The organism is Chryseobacterium sp. W4I1 (assembly GCF_030816115.1).
In the GTDB taxonomy this organism is placed as follows: domain Bacteria; phylum Bacteroidota; class Bacteroidia; order Flavobacteriales; family Weeksellaceae; genus Chryseobacterium.
The window spans coordinates 4,403,010-4,422,219 of record NZ_JAUSXQ010000001.1 but is presented as its reverse complement, the minus strand read 5'-3'; the positions used below and the strand labels follow the sequence as shown (position 1 = coordinate 4,422,219).

Sequence of the window (19,210 nt, the reverse complement as noted above, 5' to 3'; positions counted from 1 at the left end):
TGGGTATTTAAAATTTGGGGTTAATTTCTTTACTTTATTTATTGCTTTTTTCACTTTTTATCCAAAAGCTTTAGCATTTCCTGAAACTCCTTTTTTTCATCTTCATTAAGGCCACTAAGCTTGTTTACGATTTCTTTTTCATCTTTTGCTTTGGCTGCTTCATTTTTACTTATCTCAGAAATTTGTTGCTGAAGTCTTGTAACGGATATCACAACTTTTCCAATACAAATCTTTAGGACAATGATCAGGAAATTGACACAATGTTCTTCCATTCTATACAAAGCATCTCTAAGCATATTAACAGGAGCGGTTCGTTCTCCGGGTTTAGATAATATTTCTGTAATTTTAGTCCTATTTTTTCCTGAGACACTGTCTCCTGATTTCAGCTTAGCCATTAGTTTGGTGGTAATTTCCCGCTTTGTTGCGATCGCAGCATCGGGCTGAACCTCTTGCATGAAGATCCCAATGAAGTAAATACGATGTAATTGTTTTCATGATTATTAGTTTTTACATTTTGTTACTCAAAGTTATTCTTTAAAGTAAATAAAGTCAGTTACATAAAAGGATGATTAACAAAAAGCACCACTTAAAGTGATGCTATCTATTTATAATTATAGTTAAATAATTGTTTTAAAAAGAATTTCTGTTCCTGGCTTTTCTTTTAAAATATGACATTCACCGTTCTGCTCCTGCATTCTTCTTTTCATATTCCGGAGACCGTTTCCTTCAGTATGTCCCTCCGGTATTCCATCACCATCATCTGAAATTCGCATAGAAAAAACATTCTTTTCCTGTAAGAAAGAAAGCTTTAATGAACTGGCGTGGCTATGCTTATAAGCGTTATTAATAGCTTCTTTTAAACATAGAAACATATTCCGTCTCAATTCGGTTGAAATGGGAGTATCTGAGATGATATCAATACTTTCTGACCATAATTTTATTTTCGTTTTTTTTAGAAAACCGTCTGCATACGGTATGGCATAATCAATAAAACTTCCAAGGGTATCATTTCCAGAATTCAGACTCCACAGCATTTCGCGCATGGAAAGGTTCATTTCTTCTGAGGTTTTTAAAAGCTCATCTATGTCACTTTGCAGATCATCATTTCCAGCCTTTTGTTTGAGAAATTCCGCCTGTAACTTCAGCGCTGAAATACCTGCTCCGAGGTCGTCATGCATATCGTGGGAGATGCGTTGTCGTTCCGTTTCAATGGATTTCTGTTTTTCGAGTTCTTTCTGGAGAAGCTGATTTTGATATTCTGCTTCTTTGAGCTGCTGCTCTTTAATATAAATTAGCTGCTTCCTGTTGTAGGTAATAATTACAAAAATTATAAAAAGAATTATTAAAATTAATATACAAAAAAATATGGCAAAGGTTAATTTAACTTCATAGGGTAGATTTTTCATATTCATCAGGTTTTTTTATTGATTTTAAAAGACTAATGAAAACTAAAATATAGAAAATTATATTTACAATATAGAATATACCACGAAGCATCCTCTGAAATTCCTCATCAACCTTTTCAAAAAGATACATTGGAATCGATCTGAAAATAAAAAAGGAACTCCAAAAAATGAGCCCTACCGATATCCAGAATTTAGGATGATCCGTAATTCTTCTCCTGTCTACATTTATAATTCGATAAGCCATCCAGAAGAGTGGAGCACAGATATAAAATAATGACAGAACAATACCTATTTTATAATCATATTCAAACTTAAAAAAATTCGTAAAAAGAAGGGTGTATGATAACGCCAAACAAAATAGTCCTAAGAAAATATATTTGCTTTTTCCAATAAATGACCCGGCATAAAAGGAGTAAAAAAAGCAGAGACAAAAGAGAGAATAAAAATTATAGATAATCCCATTGGTTGACAAATTAAAATATGATTTTCCCAATAAAGATAACAGCTCTGTAACATTTGTAATTAATAGGTAAATAAAAAGATATTTTTGGACAGCATTTTTACGTATGCCGCCCAAAAATATACTGTACAGAAATAATAATACAATTTCTATCTGATAAATAATTGATAAAGTCTCCATACTTATGGATACAGATGTCCCATATTGAAAAAATAGTTATGATCTTCTACTTTTTCATAAACAGTTATATCTACTCGGTTTTCGTTTATTTTAAGAATCAGGTTCGGCCTTTCTATGTTGTATGCGTAAGGCATTGCTCCTACTAAAATTTCAGTGTCATCATCAAAACTTTTGAAATTCTTATCAACAAGTTCCATAGTAAACATCAAATACTTTGTAAACTTATTGTCTGGGCAACTCTTATTAAAAAAATCTTTAAAATTTTCAACAGCTGTCTCAAATCTTGAATGCTGTGTTTTGTCCTTTATCACTAGCGAGTTTTTTTCAAGTATATAAAGGACTTCATTGTCTTTAATCGTAGAATCATCTCCCTTATAATTATCATTTGTAAACACAAAGGCTATATTAATATTAACTTTTATATCGGTATTTATTCCTTCATACAAAAAATAAACATACATATGTTTCTTTGTCTTTCTATAGAGATCAATAATATCTCCAACTTTCTTAATTATAAAATGGCTAGGAAAGAGTGGAAAAGTTTTTGGGAGTGCATTAATTTGTCCATTCTTGCTATCGGGTGATATTGCGTGGTCTCCAACCGGAGCTCTAAAATACTTTGTATTAAAAAGAGGAATCTCATTTTTTTCAAAAAGAAGTAATTCTTCGCAATCTAGATTTTTAATCTGTTTGATTAATTTTCTTTTAATCTCGTCACAATTCGAATTCTCAATTGATAATTCATTTTCCATAGTTTCTTAGTTTTTAAAATGGTTAAATTTATTGATGGCTTCAACTTTATTGCTGACATGCAGCTTTCTGTAAATGTTTCCTACGTGTTTTTTTACGGTATCAATACTGATGAACTTTCTGTCGGCAATTTCTTTGTACAGAAGGCCTTGAGAAAGGAGTTCCAGAATTTCTTTTTCACGCGAAGTAAGTTCATCAAAGTCTTTAATTTCAGGAAGTTTTTTTTCAAAGTGGCTTAAAACTTTTCGGGCAATAGAAAGGCTCATAGGAGCTCCACCATTGTATACATCACGGATGGAAGAAAGGATCTTGTCCATACTTTCTCCTTTGATGAGATAGCCCATTGCCCCAGCTTTTAAAGAATTAAAAATCTTTTCATCATCTTCAAAACTGGTACACATGATAAATTGTGTCTTTGGCATATCTTTCTTAAGCTTTTCAATAATTTCAATACCCAGCATATCCTGTAACTGTATATCCATCATAACGACATCAGGGGAAATATCGGAAAGATTTTTCAGCGCAGTATTCCCATCAAAAAATTGACCTACGACTTTCATATCATCCTGATAATTGATGATTTTCTTCAACGCATTGTTGTAGTTTTTTTCATCTTCTACTATGGCGATGGAAATGCTCATTGTTTTTTTGTTTAAGACAAATTTCAGCAGAAAACAAGACGGAAACAATTACACTTTTGTGTAATTTAGGGGCTTGAGTTCAGGGTTATTGGTTTGTTTTTTGTTTCTATTAATTTACTTAAATTTCTGTTACAATAAAACAACAATTAATATTCCTATACATTAAAAAATAAATATCATGAGAAAAAGCCTTTTAATCGCAATTTCAGCTGTGTCATTATTATTAACAAGCTGCAAAAAAAGTGAGAGCGGAAACAAAAGCGTAATCAAAACGGACAGTTCAGAAACTGTAATTACTGATAACAACGGAAAAATTGATTCTGTAACCCAAAGTTCTTCAACCACTGAAGTGAATGGCCAGAAGACAGAAAAAACAGATTTTGTATATAAAGCAACAGACGGAACACTAGTAAAAGTAGTATTTAAAAATGATCCTAAGGAAAGTAACGTTGCCATCACCAGCAACAAAAAAACTTTTACATTACCTAAAACGGAGGCAAAAGATGGTGAAACGGTTTATAAAAAAGATGGCATGACCGCAAGGGTAAAAGGCGATAGCCTACACCTTGAGCAGGGGAACAATGTGATTGAACTGAAAAGAACAAAAATATAGCCAGCTTCTGATCTGAGATAACAGAGCTAAAGTTCCTGATTTAGAAAATAAAAAAACCGTTCAGAAATCTGAACGGTTTTTTATGTATATCTGAGAATATATTATTCTGCAGTTTTTTCCTCTGTAGAATCAGTTGCTTCTGCCTTAGGCTCTTCAACTTTTTCTTCTACTTTAGGAGCGTCAGCAACTACAGCTTCTTTTTTAGCAGTTGTAGCTCTTCTACTTCTTCTAGTAGTCTTTTTCTCTTCAGCATTAGGATTGTAAAGTTCGTTGAAATCAACTAGCTCGATAAGAGCCATGTCAGCAGCATCACCTTTTCTGAATCCAGTTTTGATGATTCTTGTATAACCGCCGTTTCTTTCTGCGATTTTAGGCGCTACTGATCTGAAAAGTTCAGTAACCGCTTCTTTACTTTGAAGATATGAAAAAACAATTCTTCTATTGTGTGTAGTATCTTCTTTTGCCTTTGTTAATAGAGGTTCAACATATACTCTTAAAGCTTTAGCTTTAGCTACAGTAGTGTTGATTCTTTTATGCTCAATTAGAGAACAAGCCATATTAGAAAGTAAAGCACTTCTATGAGAAGTTGTTCTTCCTAAGTGATTGAATTTTTTACCGTGTCTCATTATTAATTATTTATCAGCGTCTAACTTATATTTTGCAACGTCGAAACCGAAGTTAAGACCTTTTGAATGCACTAATTCTTCTAGTTCTGTCAAAGATTTTTTACCAAAATTTCTGAATTTCATCAAATCAGACTTACTGTAAGAAACCAATTCTCCAAGAGTTTCTACTTCAGCTGCTTTTAGACAGTTTAGGGCTCTTACAGAAAGATCCATATCTGCTAATTTAGACTTAAGAAGTTGTCTTGTATGAAGTGTTTCTTCATCGTACTGGATAGATGCTTTTACAGCTTCGGTTTCCAATGTGATTCTCTCATCAGAGAACAACATGAAGTGATAAATTAATATCTTAGAAGCTTCTGTTAAAGCATTTTGAGGACTGATGGAACCATCAGTTTCTATATCTAGTACAAGTTTTTCGTAGTCTGTTTTTTGCTCTACACGATAATTTTCAATACTGTATTGTACTTTCTTGATTGGAGTAAAAATAGAGTCAATAGCAATAGTACCTACTGGTGCATTGTTTGACTTATTTTGTTCTGAAGGAACATACCCTCTACCATTTTCAATATTAAAAGTAATTTCGAAAGTTACATCACTGTTTAGGTTGCAGATCACAAGATCCGGGTTTAGCACCTCGAATCCGTTGATAGACTTGCCTAAATCACCAGCAGTAATAACCGTCTGACCTGAAACTTTAGCAACTACCTGCTCGTTGGCCTGGCCTTCTGCTGAAGCTTTTAATCTTACCTGCTTAAGATTAAGAATAATTTCGGTAACGTCTTCGATTACTCCTGGAATAGTTGAAAATTCGTGCTCTACACCTTCTATTTTGATAGATGAAATAGCGTATCCTTCCAGAGAAGAAAGCAACACTCTTCTCAAAGCATTACCGATTGTAAGCCCGAAACCTGGTTCTAATGGTCTGAATTCGAATTGACCTTTAAATTCATCAGAGTTAAGTAAAATTACTTTATCGGGTTTTATGAATTGTAAAATTGCCATATTATTGGGTTGAGCAAAAATTTGATTAAAAAATTATTTAGAGTAAAGTTCGACGATAAGCTGTTCCTTGATGTCTTCCGGAATTTGGATTCTATCAGGAGCAGATATGAAAGTGCCTTCTTTTTTCTCGTCGTTGAATTGTAACCACTCATAGTTTGCTTTAGAAGCTAATGCGTCAGAAACAACTTCAAGAGACTTAGACTTTTCTCTTACAGCGATTACATCACCTGCTTTTACTAAATAAGAAGGGATGTTAAGAATCTCACCATTCACAGTGATGTGTCTGTGAGAAGTTAACTGTCTTGCACCAGATCTTGTTTTAGCAAACCCTAATCTGTATACAACGTTATCCAATCTTGATTCACAAAGCTGTAATAGAACTTCACCTGTTACACCTTTACTTCTGTGTGCTTTTTCGAATAGGTTAGCAAACTGTTTTTCTAAAATACCGTAAGTATATTTAGCTTTTTGTTTTTCAGCTAACTGAACTGCATATTCTGATTTTTTAGCACCTCTTCTTTTGTTAGGACCGTGTTGTCCTGGCGGTTGGTTTTTTCTTCTTTCGAAGTTTTTGTCATCTCCGTAGATTGCAGCACCAAACTTTCTAGCAATCTTAGTTTTAGGTCCAATATATCTTGCCATAATGGGTAAATTCTAAAAATTAAACTCTTCTTCTTTTCGGTGGTCTACATCCATTATGTGGCATAGGAGTCACATCAATGATTTCGCTAACTTCAATACCTGAATTGTGAATTGTTCTGATAGCAGATTCTCTACCTGCACCAGGACCTTTCACATACACCTTTACTCTTCTTAATCCAGCTTCATGAGCTACGTTAGAGCAATTTTCAGCTGCCATTTGAGCAGCAAATGGAGTATTCTTTTTAGAACCTCTGAAACCCATTTTACCGGCAGAAGCCCAAGAGATAACTTCTCCGCTTTTATTTGTTAAAGAAATGATGATGTTATTGAAAGAAGCTTGAATATGCGCTTCACCAATAGCCTCAACTTTTACTTTTCTTTTTTTAACTACTTTACTTTGTTTTGCCATAATTCCTAACGATTATTTACTTGCCTTTTTCTTGTTAGCAACAGTTTTTCTCTTTCCTTTACGGGTTCTAGAGTTGTTTTTCGTTCTCTGGCCTCTTAAAGGTAGTCCTAGTCTGTGACGTATTCCTCGTTGGCATCCTATGTCCATCAATCTCTTGATGTTCAATTGCACTTCAGATCTTAATTCTCCTTCTACTTTTACGTTTTCTAAGATATAAGTTCTGATTGCAGCCAATTCATCGTCATTCCATTCGTTGACTTTCTTGTCTTCGCTGATACCGGCAGCCTTAAGGATTTCAGAAGAAGTACTTCTTCCAACTCCGTAGATGTAAGTTAAACCGATAACACCTCTTTTGTTTTTTGGTAAATCAATACCTGCAATTCTCGCCATAATTTAATGTTAGCCTTGTCTTTGTTTAAATTTTGGGTTCTTCTTGTTGATTACGAATAGCACACCTTTTCTGCGTACAATCTTGCAATCAGCGCTTCTTTTTTTAATTGATGCTCTAACTTTCATTTGAAATATTTATTTTTTTTACTGACCAATGGAATCATACGATTTCATTTTGATAGTATTTATTTTTCAACAAGAGCCAAATGGAACATACATTCCATCTGGCATTTTGTTTTAATATCTAAATGTGATTCTCCCTTTCGTTAAATCATAGGGAGACATTTCTAGTTTTACCTTGTCTCCAGGTAAAAGTTTAATATAATGCATTCTCATTTTACCGGAAATATGAGCTATAAGTATATGCCCATTCTCCAGCTCTACACGGAACTGGGCGTTCGAAAGTGCTTCCGTTATAACGCCGTCTTGTTCAATATGTTTTTGTTTCGCCATAAATTAATATCCAGTCGTTCTTGACAATTTAGACTGCATTAAGCCATCATAATGATGGTTCAGCAGATATGTATTAATCTGTTGAACAGTATCTAAAATTACTCCCACCATAATTAATAGTGATGTTCCCCCGAAAAATAGGGCAAACGCATCTGTCTGAACAAAGCTTCCATGCACTATTGCTGGAAGGACTGCAAAGATAGATAAAAATATTGCACCTGGCAAGGTAATTTTTGATAAAATATCATCTAAATAATCAGCTGTCTCTTTACCGGGTCTTACTTTCGGTACTAAACCTCCATTTCTCTTCAAATCATCAGCCATTTGGTTTACCGGAATTGTAATTGCAGTATAGAAAAATGAGAAGATAATAATTAATAGCGCAAACAATACATTGTACTGCCAGCTAAAAACATTCTTGAAACCTGCAAGAAAAGTATTGGACTCATCGAATTTGGTCAATAATCCTGGTACGAACATCAATGCTTGCGCAAAGATAATCGGCATTACACCAGCAGCATTCACTTTCAATGGGATCCATTGTCTTGCTCCCTGCATAAGATTTCTGTTTACACCTCCTCTTGCTTGAGCTCTGCTTACATACTGAATTGGAATTTTCCTAACAGCAACAGATAATACTACTGCTAAAAGAACTACCAGCATCCAGAATATTACTTCAATAAGGATCATAATAGATCCCATTCCTCCTTTTCCGTTCTGCACGGCCATTTCCTGTACGAATGCTTCCGGTAATCTTGAAAGGATCCCCACCATAATCAGGATAGAGATACCGTTTCCGATACCTTTGTCGGTGATTTTCTCACCTAACCACATTGCGAATACTGAACCGGCAACCAAGATTACAATACTTGGCAACCAGAACATGATGGAATTTGGCTCTACAAAATATGCAGACTGGAACTGAGCATACGGTAAGAATAATTGAGTAATAGATGTTAAATAAGAAGGTGCCTGTACTAAACAAACTCCGATCGTTAACCATCTTGTAATTTGATTCAATGTATTTCTACCTGACTCTCCATCCTTCTGAAGTTTCTGAAGTTGAGGAATAGCCATCCCCATCAACTGAACAATAATAGAAGCAGAAATATAAGGCATGATTCCCAACGCCATTACGGAAGCGTGGCTGAAAGCTCCTCCCGTAAACGACGAAAGCAAGCCAAGGAGACCTGCTCCTTGCTTGTTACCGCCTTGATTTTTATAATGCTCTAAGAGATCTCCCACCTCTGCAAGGTTAATTGCGGGAAGTGAGATATAAGATGCGAATCTATACACAAGGATAATACCTAACGTAAAGAGAATTTTATCTCTTAATTCCTTTAGGCTCCAAATATTTTTAAGTGTTTGTATAAATTCTTTCATTAGTAAGTATTATAAGGTAATTGCTTTTCCACCTGCTTTAGCAATAAGCTCTTCAGCAGATTTAGTGAACTTGTCAGCAGAGATTGAAACCGCAGATTTCAATTCTCCTCTACCCATAATTTTCACTAATTCATTTTTAGAAACTAAACCGTTTTCTACTAAAACTTCTTTCGTGATATCTCCAGTGATGGATTTGTTCTCGATTAAAATTTGGATTGTATCAAGGTTTACTCCTCTAAACTCTTTTCTGTTTACGTTTTTGAAACCGAATTTAGGTAATCTTCTTTGTAAAGGCATCTGTCCACCTTCGAAACCGATTTTCTGAGAATAACCAGCTCTAGCTTTTTGACCTTTGTGACCTTTCGTAGAAGTACCTCCTTTTCCTGTACCTTGTCCTCTACCAATTCTTTTTGAATTGAAAGTAGATCCTGCAGCAGGTTTTATATTATTTAAATTCATTTTAATTTCTTTTTTAAAAATTATTTTTGAACTTCAAGTAAATGACTAACTGCAGCTATCATTCCTAAAATAGAAGGCGTAGCTTCGTGTTCTACAACTTGGTGAAGTTTCTTAAATCCTAATGCTTCAAGCGTTCTCTTTTGGGTTTTTGTTCTTCCAATAGCGCTTCTTACTTGCTTTACTTTGATTGTTGCCATTGTTCTAATATTAACCGTTAAACACTTTACTTAGAGAAACTCCTCTCATTCTTGCAATTTCTTCAGGTCTTCTGATATCCAATAACGCTTTGAAAGTAGCTTTCACCACGTTGTGAGGGTTAGAAGATCCTTTAGATTTTGAAAGGATATCGTGAATACCAGCAGACTCAAGTACCGCTCTTACCGCACCACCGGCGATAAGTCCTGTACCGTGAGAAGCAGGTCTCATGAAGATATCTGCACCACCGTATCTGGCAGTAGTCTGGTGAGGAATAGTGTGGTTCATTACAGGAACTTTCACAAGGTTTTTCTTAGCATCTTCAACTGCTTTAGCAATTGCAGAAGCAACTTCCTTAGATTTTCCTAAACCGTGACCGATGATACCGTCTTCGTTACCTACTACAACAATAGCAGAAAATCCGAAAGCTCTACCTCCTTTGGTTACTTTTGTTACTCTGTTAACAGCTACGAGACGATCTTTTAATTCTAATCCTCCCGGTTTTACTCTTTCTATATTATCTAGTCCTAACATATTTTCCGAAATTTTTATGATTAGAATTTAAGTCCTCCTTCTCTCGCTCCATCAGCAAGAGCTTTCACTCTTCCATGGTAAACGAAACCGTTTCTGTCAAATACAATACTTTCGATTCCTGCAGCGATAGCTTTAGCAGCGATAGCTTTACCAACAGCAGCAGAAACTTCAGTCTTAGTACCATTAGCATCAACCCCTTTCTCTCTTGAAGAAGCCGAAACTAAAGTTGTACCATTTTTATCATCGATTAACTGAGCGTAAATTTCCTTATTACTTTTATATACAGATAATCTTGGCAATTCAGAAGATCCAGAGATTTTCCCTCTTACTCTTCTTTTTATTCTTATTCTTTTTTCTAATTTACTTAATGCCATAATACTTATAATTTATTAAGCAGATTTACCAGCTTTACGTCTAACAATTTCTCCTAGGAATCTTACACCTTTTCCTTTGTATGGCTCAGGCTTTCTGAAAGAACGGATCTTTGCAGCCACCATTCCAAGAAGTTGGTTGTCGTGAGACGTTAAAGTAATAATTGGGTTTTTACCTTTTTCAGTCAATGTATCTACTTTTACTTCACCAGGAAGTTCTAATACGATACCGTGAGAGAATCCTAAAGCTAACTCAAGTTTTTGACCTGTGTGTGAAGCTCTGTATCCTACTCCTACTAGTTCCAGTTTCTTTTCGAAACCTGTATTAACACCAGTGATCATGTTATTGATCAACGCTCTGTAAAGACCGTGAAGTGCTTTGTGTTGTTTAGAATCAGATGGTCTGTTTACATTAAGCTCGCCATCTTTTTGTTCTAAAGTAATTCCTGCTGTAAGCTCCTGAGAAAGTTCTCCTTTAGGACCTTTTACCGTTACAACACCGTTATTTTCAGTGACTGTAATTCCAGCTGGAATTGTTATAATTGCTTTACCAATTCTTGACATTTTCCTCTGATTAAAAATTAATAAACATAGCAGATTACTTCACCGCCTACTTTCTCTTCTCTAGCTTTCTTGTCAGTCATTACTCCTTTAGAAGTAGAGATGATAGAAATACCCAAACCGTTTAGTACTCTTGGAAGTTCAGTAGAACCTTTGTACTGTCTTAGACCTGGTCTTGAAGCTCTTTGAATAGACTTAATTGCAGGTTTGTTGGTTTGCTTGTCGTACTTTAAAGCGATTTTGATCGTACCTTGAACAGCGTTATCTTCAAACTTGAAGTTTAAGATATACCCTTGATCAAATAAGATCTTAGTAATCTCCTTTTTGATTTTCGATGCAGGAATTTCCACCACTTTGTGGCCTGCGCTTTGTGCGTTCCTTACTCTTGTTAGGAAATCTGAAATTGGATCTGTTACCATTTTTCTATTTTAAATTATTGGTTAAAGACAATCAGTTTTGCAAAGACTTGAAGAATAAAATATCAGACTTCAGAAATTCTTGGGTCTGATATTTTTATCTTTAGTATCTGAACAACTTAATTGTCCTGATTAATTAGTAATTATTACCAACTAGCTTTTCTTACACCCGGGATAAGACCGTTGTTTGCCATTTCTCTGAAAGTTACTCTGGAAATACCAAACGTTCTCATGTATCCTCTAGGTCTACCTGTTAGTTTACATCTGTTGTGTAATCTTACAGGAGAAGCGTTTTTAGGAAGTTTTTGAAGTCCTTCGTAATCACCTGCTTCTTTAAGAGCTTTTCTCTTGTCAGCGTATTTAGCAACTAGTGCTTCTCTTTTGCGCTCACGCGCTTTCATTGATTCTTTAGCCATTTCTTAGTTCTTTTTAAATGGTAAACCGAAGTGAGTTAATAATGCTTTCGCTTCTTTATCTGTTTTCGCACTTGTAACGAAAGTGATGTCCATCCCTTGGATTTTTTTCACTTTGTCAATTACGATCTCAGGGAAGATAATCTGCTCAGTAATACCTAAGTTGTAGTTACCTCTACCATCGAACCCGTCTGCTTTGATACCAGAGAAATCTCTGATACGTGGTAAAGCAGAAGCAGTAAGTCTGTCTAAGAATTCATACATTTTATGAGCTCTCAATGTTACTTTAGCACCTACAGGCATACCTTTTCTCAATTTGAAAGCCGCTTCGTCTTTCTTAGAGATAGTACCAACTGCTTTCTGGCCAGTAATCATTGTTAATTCTTCTACAGCATAATCAATGATTTTCTTGTCTGCAGTGGCATCACCTAATCCTTGAGATAGGATGATTTTTTCCAATTTAGGTACCTGCATTACAGATTTGTAACCAAATTCTTCCATCATTGCAGGAACAATTTTCTCTCTGTAAATATTTTTGGGTCTTGCTATAAATTCCATGTGTTAATTCAAATTATAAAGTTTCACCCGTTTTTTTATCGATTCTCACTTTCTTATCTCCGTCGATTTTATAACCAACTTTCACTGCTTTACCGTCTTTACCAACTAAAGCAATGTTTGAGATATGAATAGAAGCTTCTTTTTCAGTGATTCCACCTTGTGGGTTAGAAGCTGAAGGCTTAACGTGTTTTTTAACGATGTTTAGTCCTGCAACGATAACTCTAGGATCTCTTCCTTCTTTTTTGATCACTTCAATAACTTCACCTGTTTTACCTTTGATATCTTTCTTACCAGTAGTAATGATGACGTTATCTCCTCTTTTTATTTTTAACTTTGACATTTTCTTTTAAAAATTTTTAAAATTAAAGTACTTCAGGAGCTAATGAAATGATTTTCATATATTCTTTGTCTCTCAACTCACGAGCAACCGGTCCGAAAACACGTGTTCCTCTCATTTCTCCTGCTGCGTTTAGTAATACACAAGCATTGTCTTCGAATTTGATGTATGAACCATCTTTTCTTCTAACTGCTTTTTTAGTTCTTACTACTACAGCTTTAGATACCTGACCTTTTTTAGCGTTTCCTGATGGTGTAGAATCTTTGATAGTAACAACGATTTTATCACCAACTGAAGCATATCTTCTTCTAGTTCCTCCTAGAACTCTGATTACTAGTACTTCTTTCGCACCAGTGTTATCAGCAACTTTTAGTCTTGATTCTGTTTGTAACATTATTACTTAGCTTTTTCAATGATTCTTACTAATCTCCATCTCTTGCTCTTGCTCAAAGGTCTAGTTTCAGTAATTAAAACTGTATCTCCTTCTGTGCATTCGTTATTCTCGTCATGTGCAGTATATTTTTTCGTTTTTAGAACGAATTTACCGTACATCGGGTGCTTTACTCTCGTAGTCTCACTTACAACAATGGTCTTTTCCATTTTATTGCTGGAAACTATTCCGATTCTTTCTTTTCTTAAGTTTCTTTCCATAATGTATGAAAATCTTATTGTTGTTTAGTGGTTAACTCTGTGTTTAGTCTAGCGATCGATCTTCTCAAATCTCTGATTTGAATCGGGTTTTCAATTGGACTGATCTTGTGAGCCAATTTCAGTTTTGAATATTGAGTTTTCAATTCAGCAAGTTTTGCTTGAATATCACCCGCGCTTAAATTTTTAATATCAGCTTGTTTCATTGTATCAAAGATTATAGAGGTTTAACAAAATCGTTAGCAACTACGAATTTAGTAATTACCGGTAATTTCTGTGCAGCAAGTCTTAAAGCTTCCTTAGCGATTTCGTAAGATACTCCTCCGATTTCGAACATAATTTTACCTGGTTTAACTACAGCTACCCAATATTCCACAGCACCTTTACCTTTACCCATCCTTACTTCGGCTGGTTTCTTAGTAATAGGCTTATCCGGGAAGATTTTGATCCATAGCTGGCCTTCTCTCTTCATATATCTTGTCGCAGCGATACGAGCAGCTTCGATTTGTCTTGCAGTAATCCAAGCACCTTCTATAGCTTTGATTCCAAATGTTCCGTAAGCCAGTTGATTACCTCTTTGAGCAATCCCCTTCATTTTCATCTTGTGAACTCTACGGAATTTGGTTCTTTTTGGTTGTAACATAATTTCTAAATTTTAGATTTTAGATTTTAGATTTTAGATTTTTTATATTTTAAAAAAGTAACGGTAATTTAAAATTCAAAATTTCTAACCTAAAATTTTTAATTATTATTGTTATTATTGTTATTATTCTTTCTAGGTCTTCTGTTATCACGGTCTCCACCTCTGTTTCCACCTCCTGCAGGACCTCCTTTCTTCTGTTGTCCCACTAGTGGAGAAAGTTCTCTTTTACCGTAAACTTCTCCTTTCATGATCCAAACTTTCACTCCTAATCTACCGTAAGTAGTATGAGCTTCAGCCCAGTGATAATCAATATCAGCTCTGAAAGTAGACAAAGGAATTCTTCCGTCTTTGAAAGATTCGCTTCTTGCCATTTCAGCACCGTTCAATCTACCAGAGATTTGAACTTTGATACCTTCAGCACCCATTCTCATTGTACTAGCCATTGCCATCTTCACAGCTCTTCTGTAAGAGATTCTGTTTTCGATTTGCTTAGAGATACTGTCTGCAACTAATACTGCATCAAGTTCAGGTCTTTTGATTTCGAAAATATTGATTTGAATATCCTTACCTGTAAGTTTCTTCAATTCTTCTTTCAATTTATCAACTTCCTGACCTCCTTTACCGATGATAAGTCCCGGTCTAGCAGTAGTGATTGTAACTGTTACTAATTTTAATGTTCTTTCAATATAAATTTTTGAAATCCCACCTTTAGATAATCTTGCTTCAAGGTATCTTCTGATTTTGTAGTCTTCAGCGATTCTGTCTCCATAATCTTTTCCACCAAACCAGTTTGAATCCCATCCTCTGATGATACCTAATCTGTTACCAATTGGATTTGTCTTCTGTCCCATACCTTGATTAATTTTCTTTATTACCTAAGATTAGTGTAATGTGGTTTGATCTCTTTCTGATTCTATACCCTCTACCTTGTGGAGCTGGTCTTAGTCTCTTCAATTGTCTTGCACTGTCTACAAAAATTTCTTTAACGATAAGATTAGCTTCTTCGATATCAGCACCTTCGTTCTTAGCTTGCCAGTTGGCCATTGCTGAAAGTAAGACTTTCTCTAACTTGTTAGATGCGTCTTTCTTTGAATATTTTAGGATGTATAAAGCTTTGTCTACTTCTACCCCTCTGATGATATCAGCTACTAATCTCATCTTTCTTGGAGAAGAAGGGCAATCGTTATGTAATGCTTTTACTACATCTTGATTTGTTAATTTACGTGCTAATGCACTTTCTCTTTTTCTTGATCCCATGATTATCTACTTCCTTTGTTTTTATTACCACCATGACCTCTGAAAGATCTTGTTGGAGAAAATTCGCCTAACTTGTGACCAACCATGTTTTCTGTAACATAAACAGGAATAAAAGATTTCCCATTGTGTACAGCGATAGTTTGTCCTACGAAGTCTGGAGAGATCATAGACGCTCTAGACCAAGTTTTAATAACTGTCTTCTTACCAGACTCTATGTTTGTCTGAACCTTCTTATCTAAAGTATGATGAATGAATGGTCCTTTTTTAAGTGATCTTGCCATAATTATTTACGTTTAGATATGATATGACGGTTAGACGCTTTATTTTTCTTTCTGGTTTTGTAACCTTTAGCAGGCATACCATTTCTAGATCTTGGGTGACCTCCAGAAGAACGACCTTCACCACCTCCCATTGGGTGATCTACAGGGTTCATTACTACTGGTCTAGTTCTAGGTCTTCTACCTAACCATCTGCTTCTACCAGCCTTACCTGAAACAGTTAACTGATGATCAGAGTTAGAAACAGATCCAACCATTGCATAACATTCAGTAAGGATCATTCTAGATTCTCCTGAAGGCAATTTGATGATTGCATATTTTCCGTCTCTTGAAGTTAATTGAGCTGAAGAACCAGCACTTCTTGCTAAAATTGCACCTTGTCCAGGTTTCATTTCAACACAAGAAATAACAGTACCCAATGGAATGTTTTTCAATTTCATTGCGTTACCGATATTCGGTTCTACGCTTTCTCCTGAAACTACTTTTTGATCTACTTTGATACCGTTTGGAGCGATGATATATCTCTTCTCTCCGTCTGCATACTCTAATAAAGCGATAAATGCAGTTCTGTTTGGATCATATTCTACAGTTTTTACCGTTGCTTCAACATCATGCTTGTTTCTTTTGAAGTCGATAATTCTGTATTTCTTTTTGTGTCCACCTCCGGTGTAACGCATGGTCATTTTACCAGTTTGGTTACGTCCACCTGACTTACTAATACCAACTGTTAGAGATTTCTCTGGTTTGTTGGTAGTAATTTCCTCAAAATTGTTTACAATTCTGAATCTCTGTCCTGGGGTGATAGGTTTTAATTTTCTAACAGACATTACTATTATTTATAATTAATAATTAATTTACAGCAAAAATATCGATTACTTCCCCTTCAGAAAGAGTGATAACCGCTTTTTTCAATTTGTTTGTCTTTCCTACTTGAAGACCTTTCTTAGTATGCTTTGAAGAAACTTTAGGCGCATAAATCATGGTTCTAACGTCTGCTACTTTCACACCGTAAGCTTGTTCTACCGCTTTTTTAATCTGGATTTTATTCGCCCTAGGATCAACTAGGAAAGAATAAGCACCTCTTAAATCTGTAAGATAGTTAGCCTTTTCTGAAATAACTGGTTTAATAATAAGTGACATGATTTATTTCTTTAAATTTTCCTGGAATTTTTCAACTGCACCTTCTAAGAATACGATCTCACCTGCATTCATTAAGTCATATGAACTAATTTCGTTGAAGTTCATTACTTTAGTTTTAGGTAAGTTTCTTGAAGATAAATATACATTCTTGTTAGCTTCAGGAAGAACGAATAGAGACTTCTTATCATTCAATGCCAATGCATTCAAGATAGAGATGAAATCTTTAGTTTTAGGAGCGTTTAAGCTCATATCTTCCATTACTCTGATGCTGTTGTCTCTCATTTTCTGAGATAAAACAGATTTTTTAGCTAATCTCTTAAGAGCTTTATTCAATTTGAATCTGTAGTCTCTTGGTTTTGGTCCGAATACTCTACCTCCACCTCTGAAAGTTGGAGATTTGATATCACCATATCTAGCAGAACCAGATCCTTTTTGCTTCTTAAGTTTTTTAGTAGAAGCAGTAATTTCGCTTCTTTCTTTTGATTTATGAGTCCCTTGTCTCTGAGCGGCAAGGTACTGCTTAACTTCTAAGTAAACCGCGTGCTGATTTGGCTCAATTCCGAATACTGTTTCGTCTAGAGTTACTTTTCTTCCGGTCTCTTTTCCTGATGTATTTAATACTACTAGTTCCATTTTCTGATAATTACATAAGAATTTTTAGCTCCCGGAACAGCACCTTTTACTACTAAAAGATTTTGTTCTTGATCCACTTTTAATACTTGAAGGTTTTGTACAGTTACCTGCTTACCTCCCATTCTACCCGCCATTCTCATTCCTTTGAATACTCTTGAAGGATCCGATCCAGCACCGATAGAACCTGGAGCTCTAAGTCTGTTGTGCTGACCATGAGTAGCTTGCATTACACCTCCAAAGCCATGTCTTTTAACAACACCCTGGAAACCTTTACCTTTTGAAGTTCCTGTTACGTCAACAAATTCACCTTCAGCGAATAGATTAACTTTTACTTCTTCTCCTACTTTTACTTCGTCTACGAATTCTCTGTAGAATTCTACCAACTTAGCTTTTGGAGCAGAACCAGCCTTTTTGAAATGGCCAGCTAACGCTTTACCTACGTTCTTTTCACTCTTGTCATCGAAACCTAACTGAACTGACTTGTAGCCGTCCTTTTCTATGGTTCTGACCTGTAAAACCGAGCACGGACCGGCTTGGATAACTGTACAAGGAATATTCTTTCCTTCTTCGTTAAACAAAGACGTCATACCGATTTTTTTACCAATAATACCTGACATTGTTTATGTATAATAAAATTTATCTTTCTAATTTCTACATTTTTAGGAGGTCTGAAGTAATTTCTACTTTTGATATAGGCATACTACGCCCCTAAAATGGAGTGTGCAAATTTATGAATATTTTTATAACTGACAAATATTTAGAGTAAAATATTTTGATTTTTAATCAATTAGCCATTACTGATCAAAAACTATCCGAAATTTTGAAAATGTTCTTTGAAGTTTAAAAGAAAATCATTAATGTACTTTTTTCCGAAATCCGATTTTCTCACTACCAGGTAATGCTTTCTTTTTAAGCCTTGTTTTCCAATTTTTTTAAAACTCAATTCATCTGACAGCTTAAATGATCTCAACGTCCATTTTGGCATACAGGTTATTCCTATGTTAGCCTGCACCATTTCCAAGGCAACTTCCGTTAAAGGAACCGCAGAAATTTTCGCAGGCATTACCCTGTTTGGGTTTAGAAATATTTCATAAACTGAAACCGTTTTTAGTGGAAAAGAATGAATAATCAAATGAAGATCCAGAAAATCATGAACATCCAGATATTCAGAGTCATTTAATGGATTCTCCCGATGAAGCACAGCAAAAATCTCATCTTCAAAGATTTCAATACTTACCAATTCCTTATCAGAAGGTTTTGAAGTAACAATTGCAATATCAATTTCATTGGCCATTACTTTCAAAACAGGGTCATGAGTAGCTTCCAACACCAAATCCACCTCAATTTCCGGATACAGAACACCCAATTTCTGAATAAAGAAAGGCAGCCCCTGATAAAATGAATAACATTCTGTACTTACCTTAATTTTACCTGAAGCTCCTACCCTGATTTGTTGAATAGTACTTAACCCATCCTCTATACTGTCAATGACTGTACATGCAGTTCTGTAAAGCACATTCCCTTCTTCAGTCAATTCCCATTTGTTTCTTGTTCTGTAAAACACCTTAAAACCAAGCTGAATTTCAAGATCCTTAAGCTGATGGCTTAATGCCGATTGCGTTAAAAAGAGTTTTTCAGAAGAATTGGCAATACTTCCCTCTTCTGCAATTGTTTTAATAAGTCTTAAAAACTTGATTTCCATAATGCAAAGTTAGCAATCTAATGAAAACTGATATTTGAAAATATTTCAATTAAAGCTGTAAAGCAATCAATTCCAACTTTAGCAAAAGAAAATCCTTGAGTATAACTTTG

At 35.1% G+C, this 19,210-nt stretch carries 34 protein-coding genes; 1 reads left to right on the top strand and 33 read right to left on the bottom strand.

Going from position 1 to position 19,210, the window contains the following annotated elements:
* Positions 1 to 50: 50 nt before the first annotated feature.
* The 4 genes from QF044_RS20660 to QF044_RS20645 all read right to left on the bottom strand — a co-directional run bounded on the left by QF044_RS20660 (position 51) and on the right by QF044_RS20645 (position 3,437).
* Positions 51 to 455, bottom strand: a complete 405-nt coding sequence (locus QF044_RS20660; RefSeq protein WP_307271475.1) for a hypothetical protein — start codon at positions 453 to 455, stop codon at positions 51 to 53.
* A 162-nt stretch (positions 456 to 617) separates the two neighbouring features.
* Positions 618 to 1,406 (bottom strand): sensor histidine kinase, encoded by a 789-nt coding sequence (locus QF044_RS20655; RefSeq protein ID WP_307271474.1) that lies wholly within the window; start codon positions 1,404 to 1,406, stop codon positions 618 to 620.
* A 642-nt stretch (positions 1,407 to 2,048) separates the two neighbouring features.
* Positions 2,049 to 2,798, bottom strand: coding sequence for a hypothetical protein (locus QF044_RS20650; RefSeq protein WP_307271471.1), 750 nt, complete (start codon positions 2,796 to 2,798; stop codon positions 2,049 to 2,051).
* A 6-nt stretch (positions 2,799 to 2,804) separates the two neighbouring features.
* Positions 2,805 to 3,437 carry a response regulator transcription factor gene (locus QF044_RS20645; RefSeq protein WP_307271468.1) on the bottom strand — a complete coding sequence of 211 codons (633 nt, stop codon included), beginning with the start codon at positions 3,435 to 3,437 and terminating at the stop codon, positions 2,805 to 2,807.
* Positions 3,438 to 3,615: 178 nt separating this feature from the next.
* On the opposite strand from QF044_RS20645, the gene QF044_RS20640 reads away from it, so the two are divergent.
* A complete protein-coding gene (locus QF044_RS20640; protein ID WP_307271465.1) occupies positions 3,616 to 4,050 on the top strand; it encodes a hypothetical protein in 435 nt (144 codons plus the stop codon).
* A gap of 101 nt (positions 4,051 to 4,151) precedes the next feature.
* Here the strand turns inward: QF044_RS20640 and rplQ are convergent, their stop codons facing one another.
* The 29 genes from rplQ to QF044_RS20495 form a co-directional block, all read right to left on the bottom strand.
* Positions 4,152 to 4,676 carry a 50S ribosomal protein L17 gene (rplQ, locus tag QF044_RS20635; protein ID WP_307271462.1) on the bottom strand — a complete coding sequence of 175 codons (525 nt, stop codon included), beginning with the start codon at positions 4,674 to 4,676 and terminating at the stop codon, positions 4,152 to 4,154.
* Positions 4,677 to 4,682: 6 nt separating this feature from the next.
* A complete protein-coding gene (locus tag QF044_RS20630; RefSeq protein WP_307271459.1) occupies positions 4,683 to 5,678 on the bottom strand; it encodes a DNA-directed RNA polymerase subunit alpha in 996 nt (331 codons plus the stop codon).
* Positions 5,679 to 5,711: 33 nt separating this feature from the next.
* Positions 5,712 to 6,320, bottom strand: a complete 609-nt coding sequence (rpsD, locus tag QF044_RS20625; RefSeq protein WP_307271455.1) for a 30S ribosomal protein S4 — start codon at positions 6,318 to 6,320, stop codon at positions 5,712 to 5,714.
* A 19-nt stretch (positions 6,321 to 6,339) separates the two neighbouring features.
* A complete protein-coding gene (gene rpsK / locus QF044_RS20620) occupies positions 6,340 to 6,729 on the bottom strand; it encodes a 30S ribosomal protein S11 (protein ID WP_034702879.1) in 390 nt (129 codons plus the stop codon).
* Between the two features lie 12 nt (positions 6,730 to 6,741).
* On the bottom strand, positions 6,742 to 7,119 hold the full coding sequence (rpsM, locus tag QF044_RS20615) for a 30S ribosomal protein S13 (RefSeq protein WP_034694696.1): 378 nt from the start codon (positions 7,117 to 7,119) through the stop codon (positions 6,742 to 6,744).
* A gap of 9 nt (positions 7,120 to 7,128) precedes the next feature.
* Positions 7,129 to 7,245 carry a 50S ribosomal protein L36 gene (gene rpmJ / locus QF044_RS20610; RefSeq protein ID WP_007839480.1) on the bottom strand — a complete coding sequence of 39 codons (117 nt, stop codon included), beginning with the start codon at positions 7,243 to 7,245 and terminating at the stop codon, positions 7,129 to 7,131.
* A gap of 111 nt (positions 7,246 to 7,356) precedes the next feature.
* Positions 7,357 to 7,572: a translation initiation factor IF-1 gene (gene infA, locus QF044_RS20605; RefSeq protein ID WP_034684855.1), complete on the bottom strand. Its 216-nt coding sequence runs from the start codon at positions 7,570 to 7,572 to the stop codon at positions 7,357 to 7,359.
* Between the two features lie 3 nt (positions 7,573 to 7,575).
* Positions 7,576 to 8,955: a preprotein translocase subunit SecY gene (secY, locus tag QF044_RS20600; protein ID WP_307271447.1), complete on the bottom strand. Its 1,380-nt coding sequence runs from the start codon at positions 8,953 to 8,955 to the stop codon at positions 7,576 to 7,578.
* Positions 8,956 to 8,964: 9 nt separating this feature from the next.
* A complete protein-coding gene (gene rplO, locus QF044_RS20595) occupies positions 8,965 to 9,414 on the bottom strand; it encodes a 50S ribosomal protein L15 (protein ID WP_307271444.1) in 450 nt (149 codons plus the stop codon).
* A gap of 20 nt (positions 9,415 to 9,434) precedes the next feature.
* A complete protein-coding gene (rpmD, locus tag QF044_RS20590; RefSeq protein ID WP_007839493.1) occupies positions 9,435 to 9,611 on the bottom strand; it encodes a 50S ribosomal protein L30 in 177 nt (58 codons plus the stop codon).
* Between the two features lie 10 nt (positions 9,612 to 9,621).
* Positions 9,622 to 10,143 carry a 30S ribosomal protein S5 gene (gene rpsE / locus QF044_RS20585; protein WP_073330039.1) on the bottom strand — a complete coding sequence of 174 codons (522 nt, stop codon included), beginning with the start codon at positions 10,141 to 10,143 and terminating at the stop codon, positions 9,622 to 9,624.
* A gap of 20 nt (positions 10,144 to 10,163) precedes the next feature.
* On the bottom strand, positions 10,164 to 10,517 hold the full coding sequence (gene rplR, locus QF044_RS20580; RefSeq protein WP_034725976.1) for a 50S ribosomal protein L18: 354 nt from the start codon (positions 10,515 to 10,517) through the stop codon (positions 10,164 to 10,166).
* A 15-nt stretch (positions 10,518 to 10,532) separates the two neighbouring features.
* A complete protein-coding gene (rplF, locus tag QF044_RS20575; RefSeq protein ID WP_307271440.1) occupies positions 10,533 to 11,078 on the bottom strand; it encodes a 50S ribosomal protein L6 in 546 nt (181 codons plus the stop codon).
* 17 nt (positions 11,079 to 11,095) lie between these two features.
* Entirely contained in the window at positions 11,096 to 11,494 is a 399-nt protein-coding gene (gene rpsH / locus QF044_RS20570) for a 30S ribosomal protein S8 (RefSeq protein ID WP_162031527.1), read from the bottom strand.
* A gap of 143 nt (positions 11,495 to 11,637) precedes the next feature.
* A complete protein-coding gene (gene rpsN / locus QF044_RS20565; protein ID WP_047376574.1) occupies positions 11,638 to 11,907 on the bottom strand; it encodes a 30S ribosomal protein S14 in 270 nt (89 codons plus the stop codon).
* A 3-nt stretch (positions 11,908 to 11,910) separates the two neighbouring features.
* Positions 11,911 to 12,462 (bottom strand): 50S ribosomal protein L5, encoded by a 552-nt coding sequence (gene rplE, locus QF044_RS20560; RefSeq protein WP_047454303.1) that lies wholly within the window; start codon positions 12,460 to 12,462, stop codon positions 11,911 to 11,913.
* 13 nt (positions 12,463 to 12,475) lie between these two features.
* Complete coding sequence (rplX, locus tag QF044_RS20555; protein ID WP_307271431.1) at positions 12,476 to 12,802, bottom strand: 50S ribosomal protein L24; 327 nt, start codon at positions 12,800 to 12,802, stop codon at positions 12,476 to 12,478.
* 22 nt (positions 12,803 to 12,824) lie between these two features.
* Positions 12,825 to 13,193 carry a 50S ribosomal protein L14 gene (gene rplN, locus QF044_RS20550; protein WP_007839504.1) on the bottom strand — a complete coding sequence of 123 codons (369 nt, stop codon included), beginning with the start codon at positions 13,191 to 13,193 and terminating at the stop codon, positions 12,825 to 12,827.
* A 2-nt stretch (positions 13,194 to 13,195) separates the two neighbouring features.
* Complete coding sequence (gene rpsQ / locus QF044_RS20545) at positions 13,196 to 13,453, bottom strand: 30S ribosomal protein S17 (RefSeq protein ID WP_307272090.1); 258 nt, start codon at positions 13,451 to 13,453, stop codon at positions 13,196 to 13,198.
* Between the two features lie 11 nt (positions 13,454 to 13,464).
* The gene (gene rpmC / locus QF044_RS20540; protein WP_034725985.1) at positions 13,465 to 13,653 is read right to left on the bottom strand and encodes a 50S ribosomal protein L29; all 189 of its coding nucleotides are present in this window, start codon (positions 13,651 to 13,653) and stop codon (positions 13,465 to 13,467) included.
* A gap of 11 nt (positions 13,654 to 13,664) precedes the next feature.
* The gene (gene rplP, locus QF044_RS20535) at positions 13,665 to 14,090 is read right to left on the bottom strand and encodes a 50S ribosomal protein L16 (RefSeq protein WP_047454300.1); all 426 of its coding nucleotides are present in this window, start codon (positions 14,088 to 14,090) and stop codon (positions 13,665 to 13,667) included.
* Between the two features lie 98 nt (positions 14,091 to 14,188).
* Positions 14,189 to 14,941 carry a 30S ribosomal protein S3 gene (rpsC, locus tag QF044_RS20530; RefSeq protein ID WP_307271425.1) on the bottom strand — a complete coding sequence of 251 codons (753 nt, stop codon included), beginning with the start codon at positions 14,939 to 14,941 and terminating at the stop codon, positions 14,189 to 14,191.
* 7 nt (positions 14,942 to 14,948) lie between these two features.
* Entirely contained in the window at positions 14,949 to 15,347 is a 399-nt protein-coding gene (gene rplV / locus QF044_RS20525; RefSeq protein ID WP_034702853.1) for a 50S ribosomal protein L22, read from the bottom strand.
* Positions 15,348 to 15,349: 2 nt separating this feature from the next.
* Positions 15,350 to 15,628 carry a 30S ribosomal protein S19 gene (gene rpsS, locus QF044_RS20520; protein WP_034702850.1) on the bottom strand — a complete coding sequence of 93 codons (279 nt, stop codon included), beginning with the start codon at positions 15,626 to 15,628 and terminating at the stop codon, positions 15,350 to 15,352.
* A 2-nt stretch (positions 15,629 to 15,630) separates the two neighbouring features.
* Positions 15,631 to 16,452, bottom strand: a complete 822-nt coding sequence (gene rplB, locus QF044_RS20515) for a 50S ribosomal protein L2 (RefSeq protein WP_307271420.1) — start codon at positions 16,450 to 16,452, stop codon at positions 15,631 to 15,633.
* Between the two features lie 22 nt (positions 16,453 to 16,474).
* Positions 16,475 to 16,765, bottom strand: coding sequence for a 50S ribosomal protein L23 (gene rplW / locus QF044_RS20510; protein WP_307271418.1), 291 nt, complete (start codon positions 16,763 to 16,765; stop codon positions 16,475 to 16,477).
* Between the two features lie 3 nt (positions 16,766 to 16,768).
* A complete protein-coding gene (gene rplD / locus QF044_RS20505) occupies positions 16,769 to 17,398 on the bottom strand; it encodes a 50S ribosomal protein L4 (RefSeq protein ID WP_307271416.1) in 630 nt (209 codons plus the stop codon).
* Positions 17,389 to 18,015, bottom strand: a complete 627-nt coding sequence (gene rplC, locus QF044_RS20500; RefSeq protein ID WP_034725991.1) for a 50S ribosomal protein L3 — start codon at positions 18,013 to 18,015, stop codon at positions 17,389 to 17,391. The genes rplD and rplC overlap by 10 nt, the downstream gene beginning before the upstream one ends.
* A 191-nt stretch (positions 18,016 to 18,206) precedes the next feature.
* Complete coding sequence (locus QF044_RS20495; RefSeq protein WP_307271411.1) at positions 18,207 to 19,100, bottom strand: LysR family transcriptional regulator; 894 nt, start codon at positions 19,098 to 19,100, stop codon at positions 18,207 to 18,209.
* Positions 19,101 to 19,210: the final 110 nt, after the last annotated feature.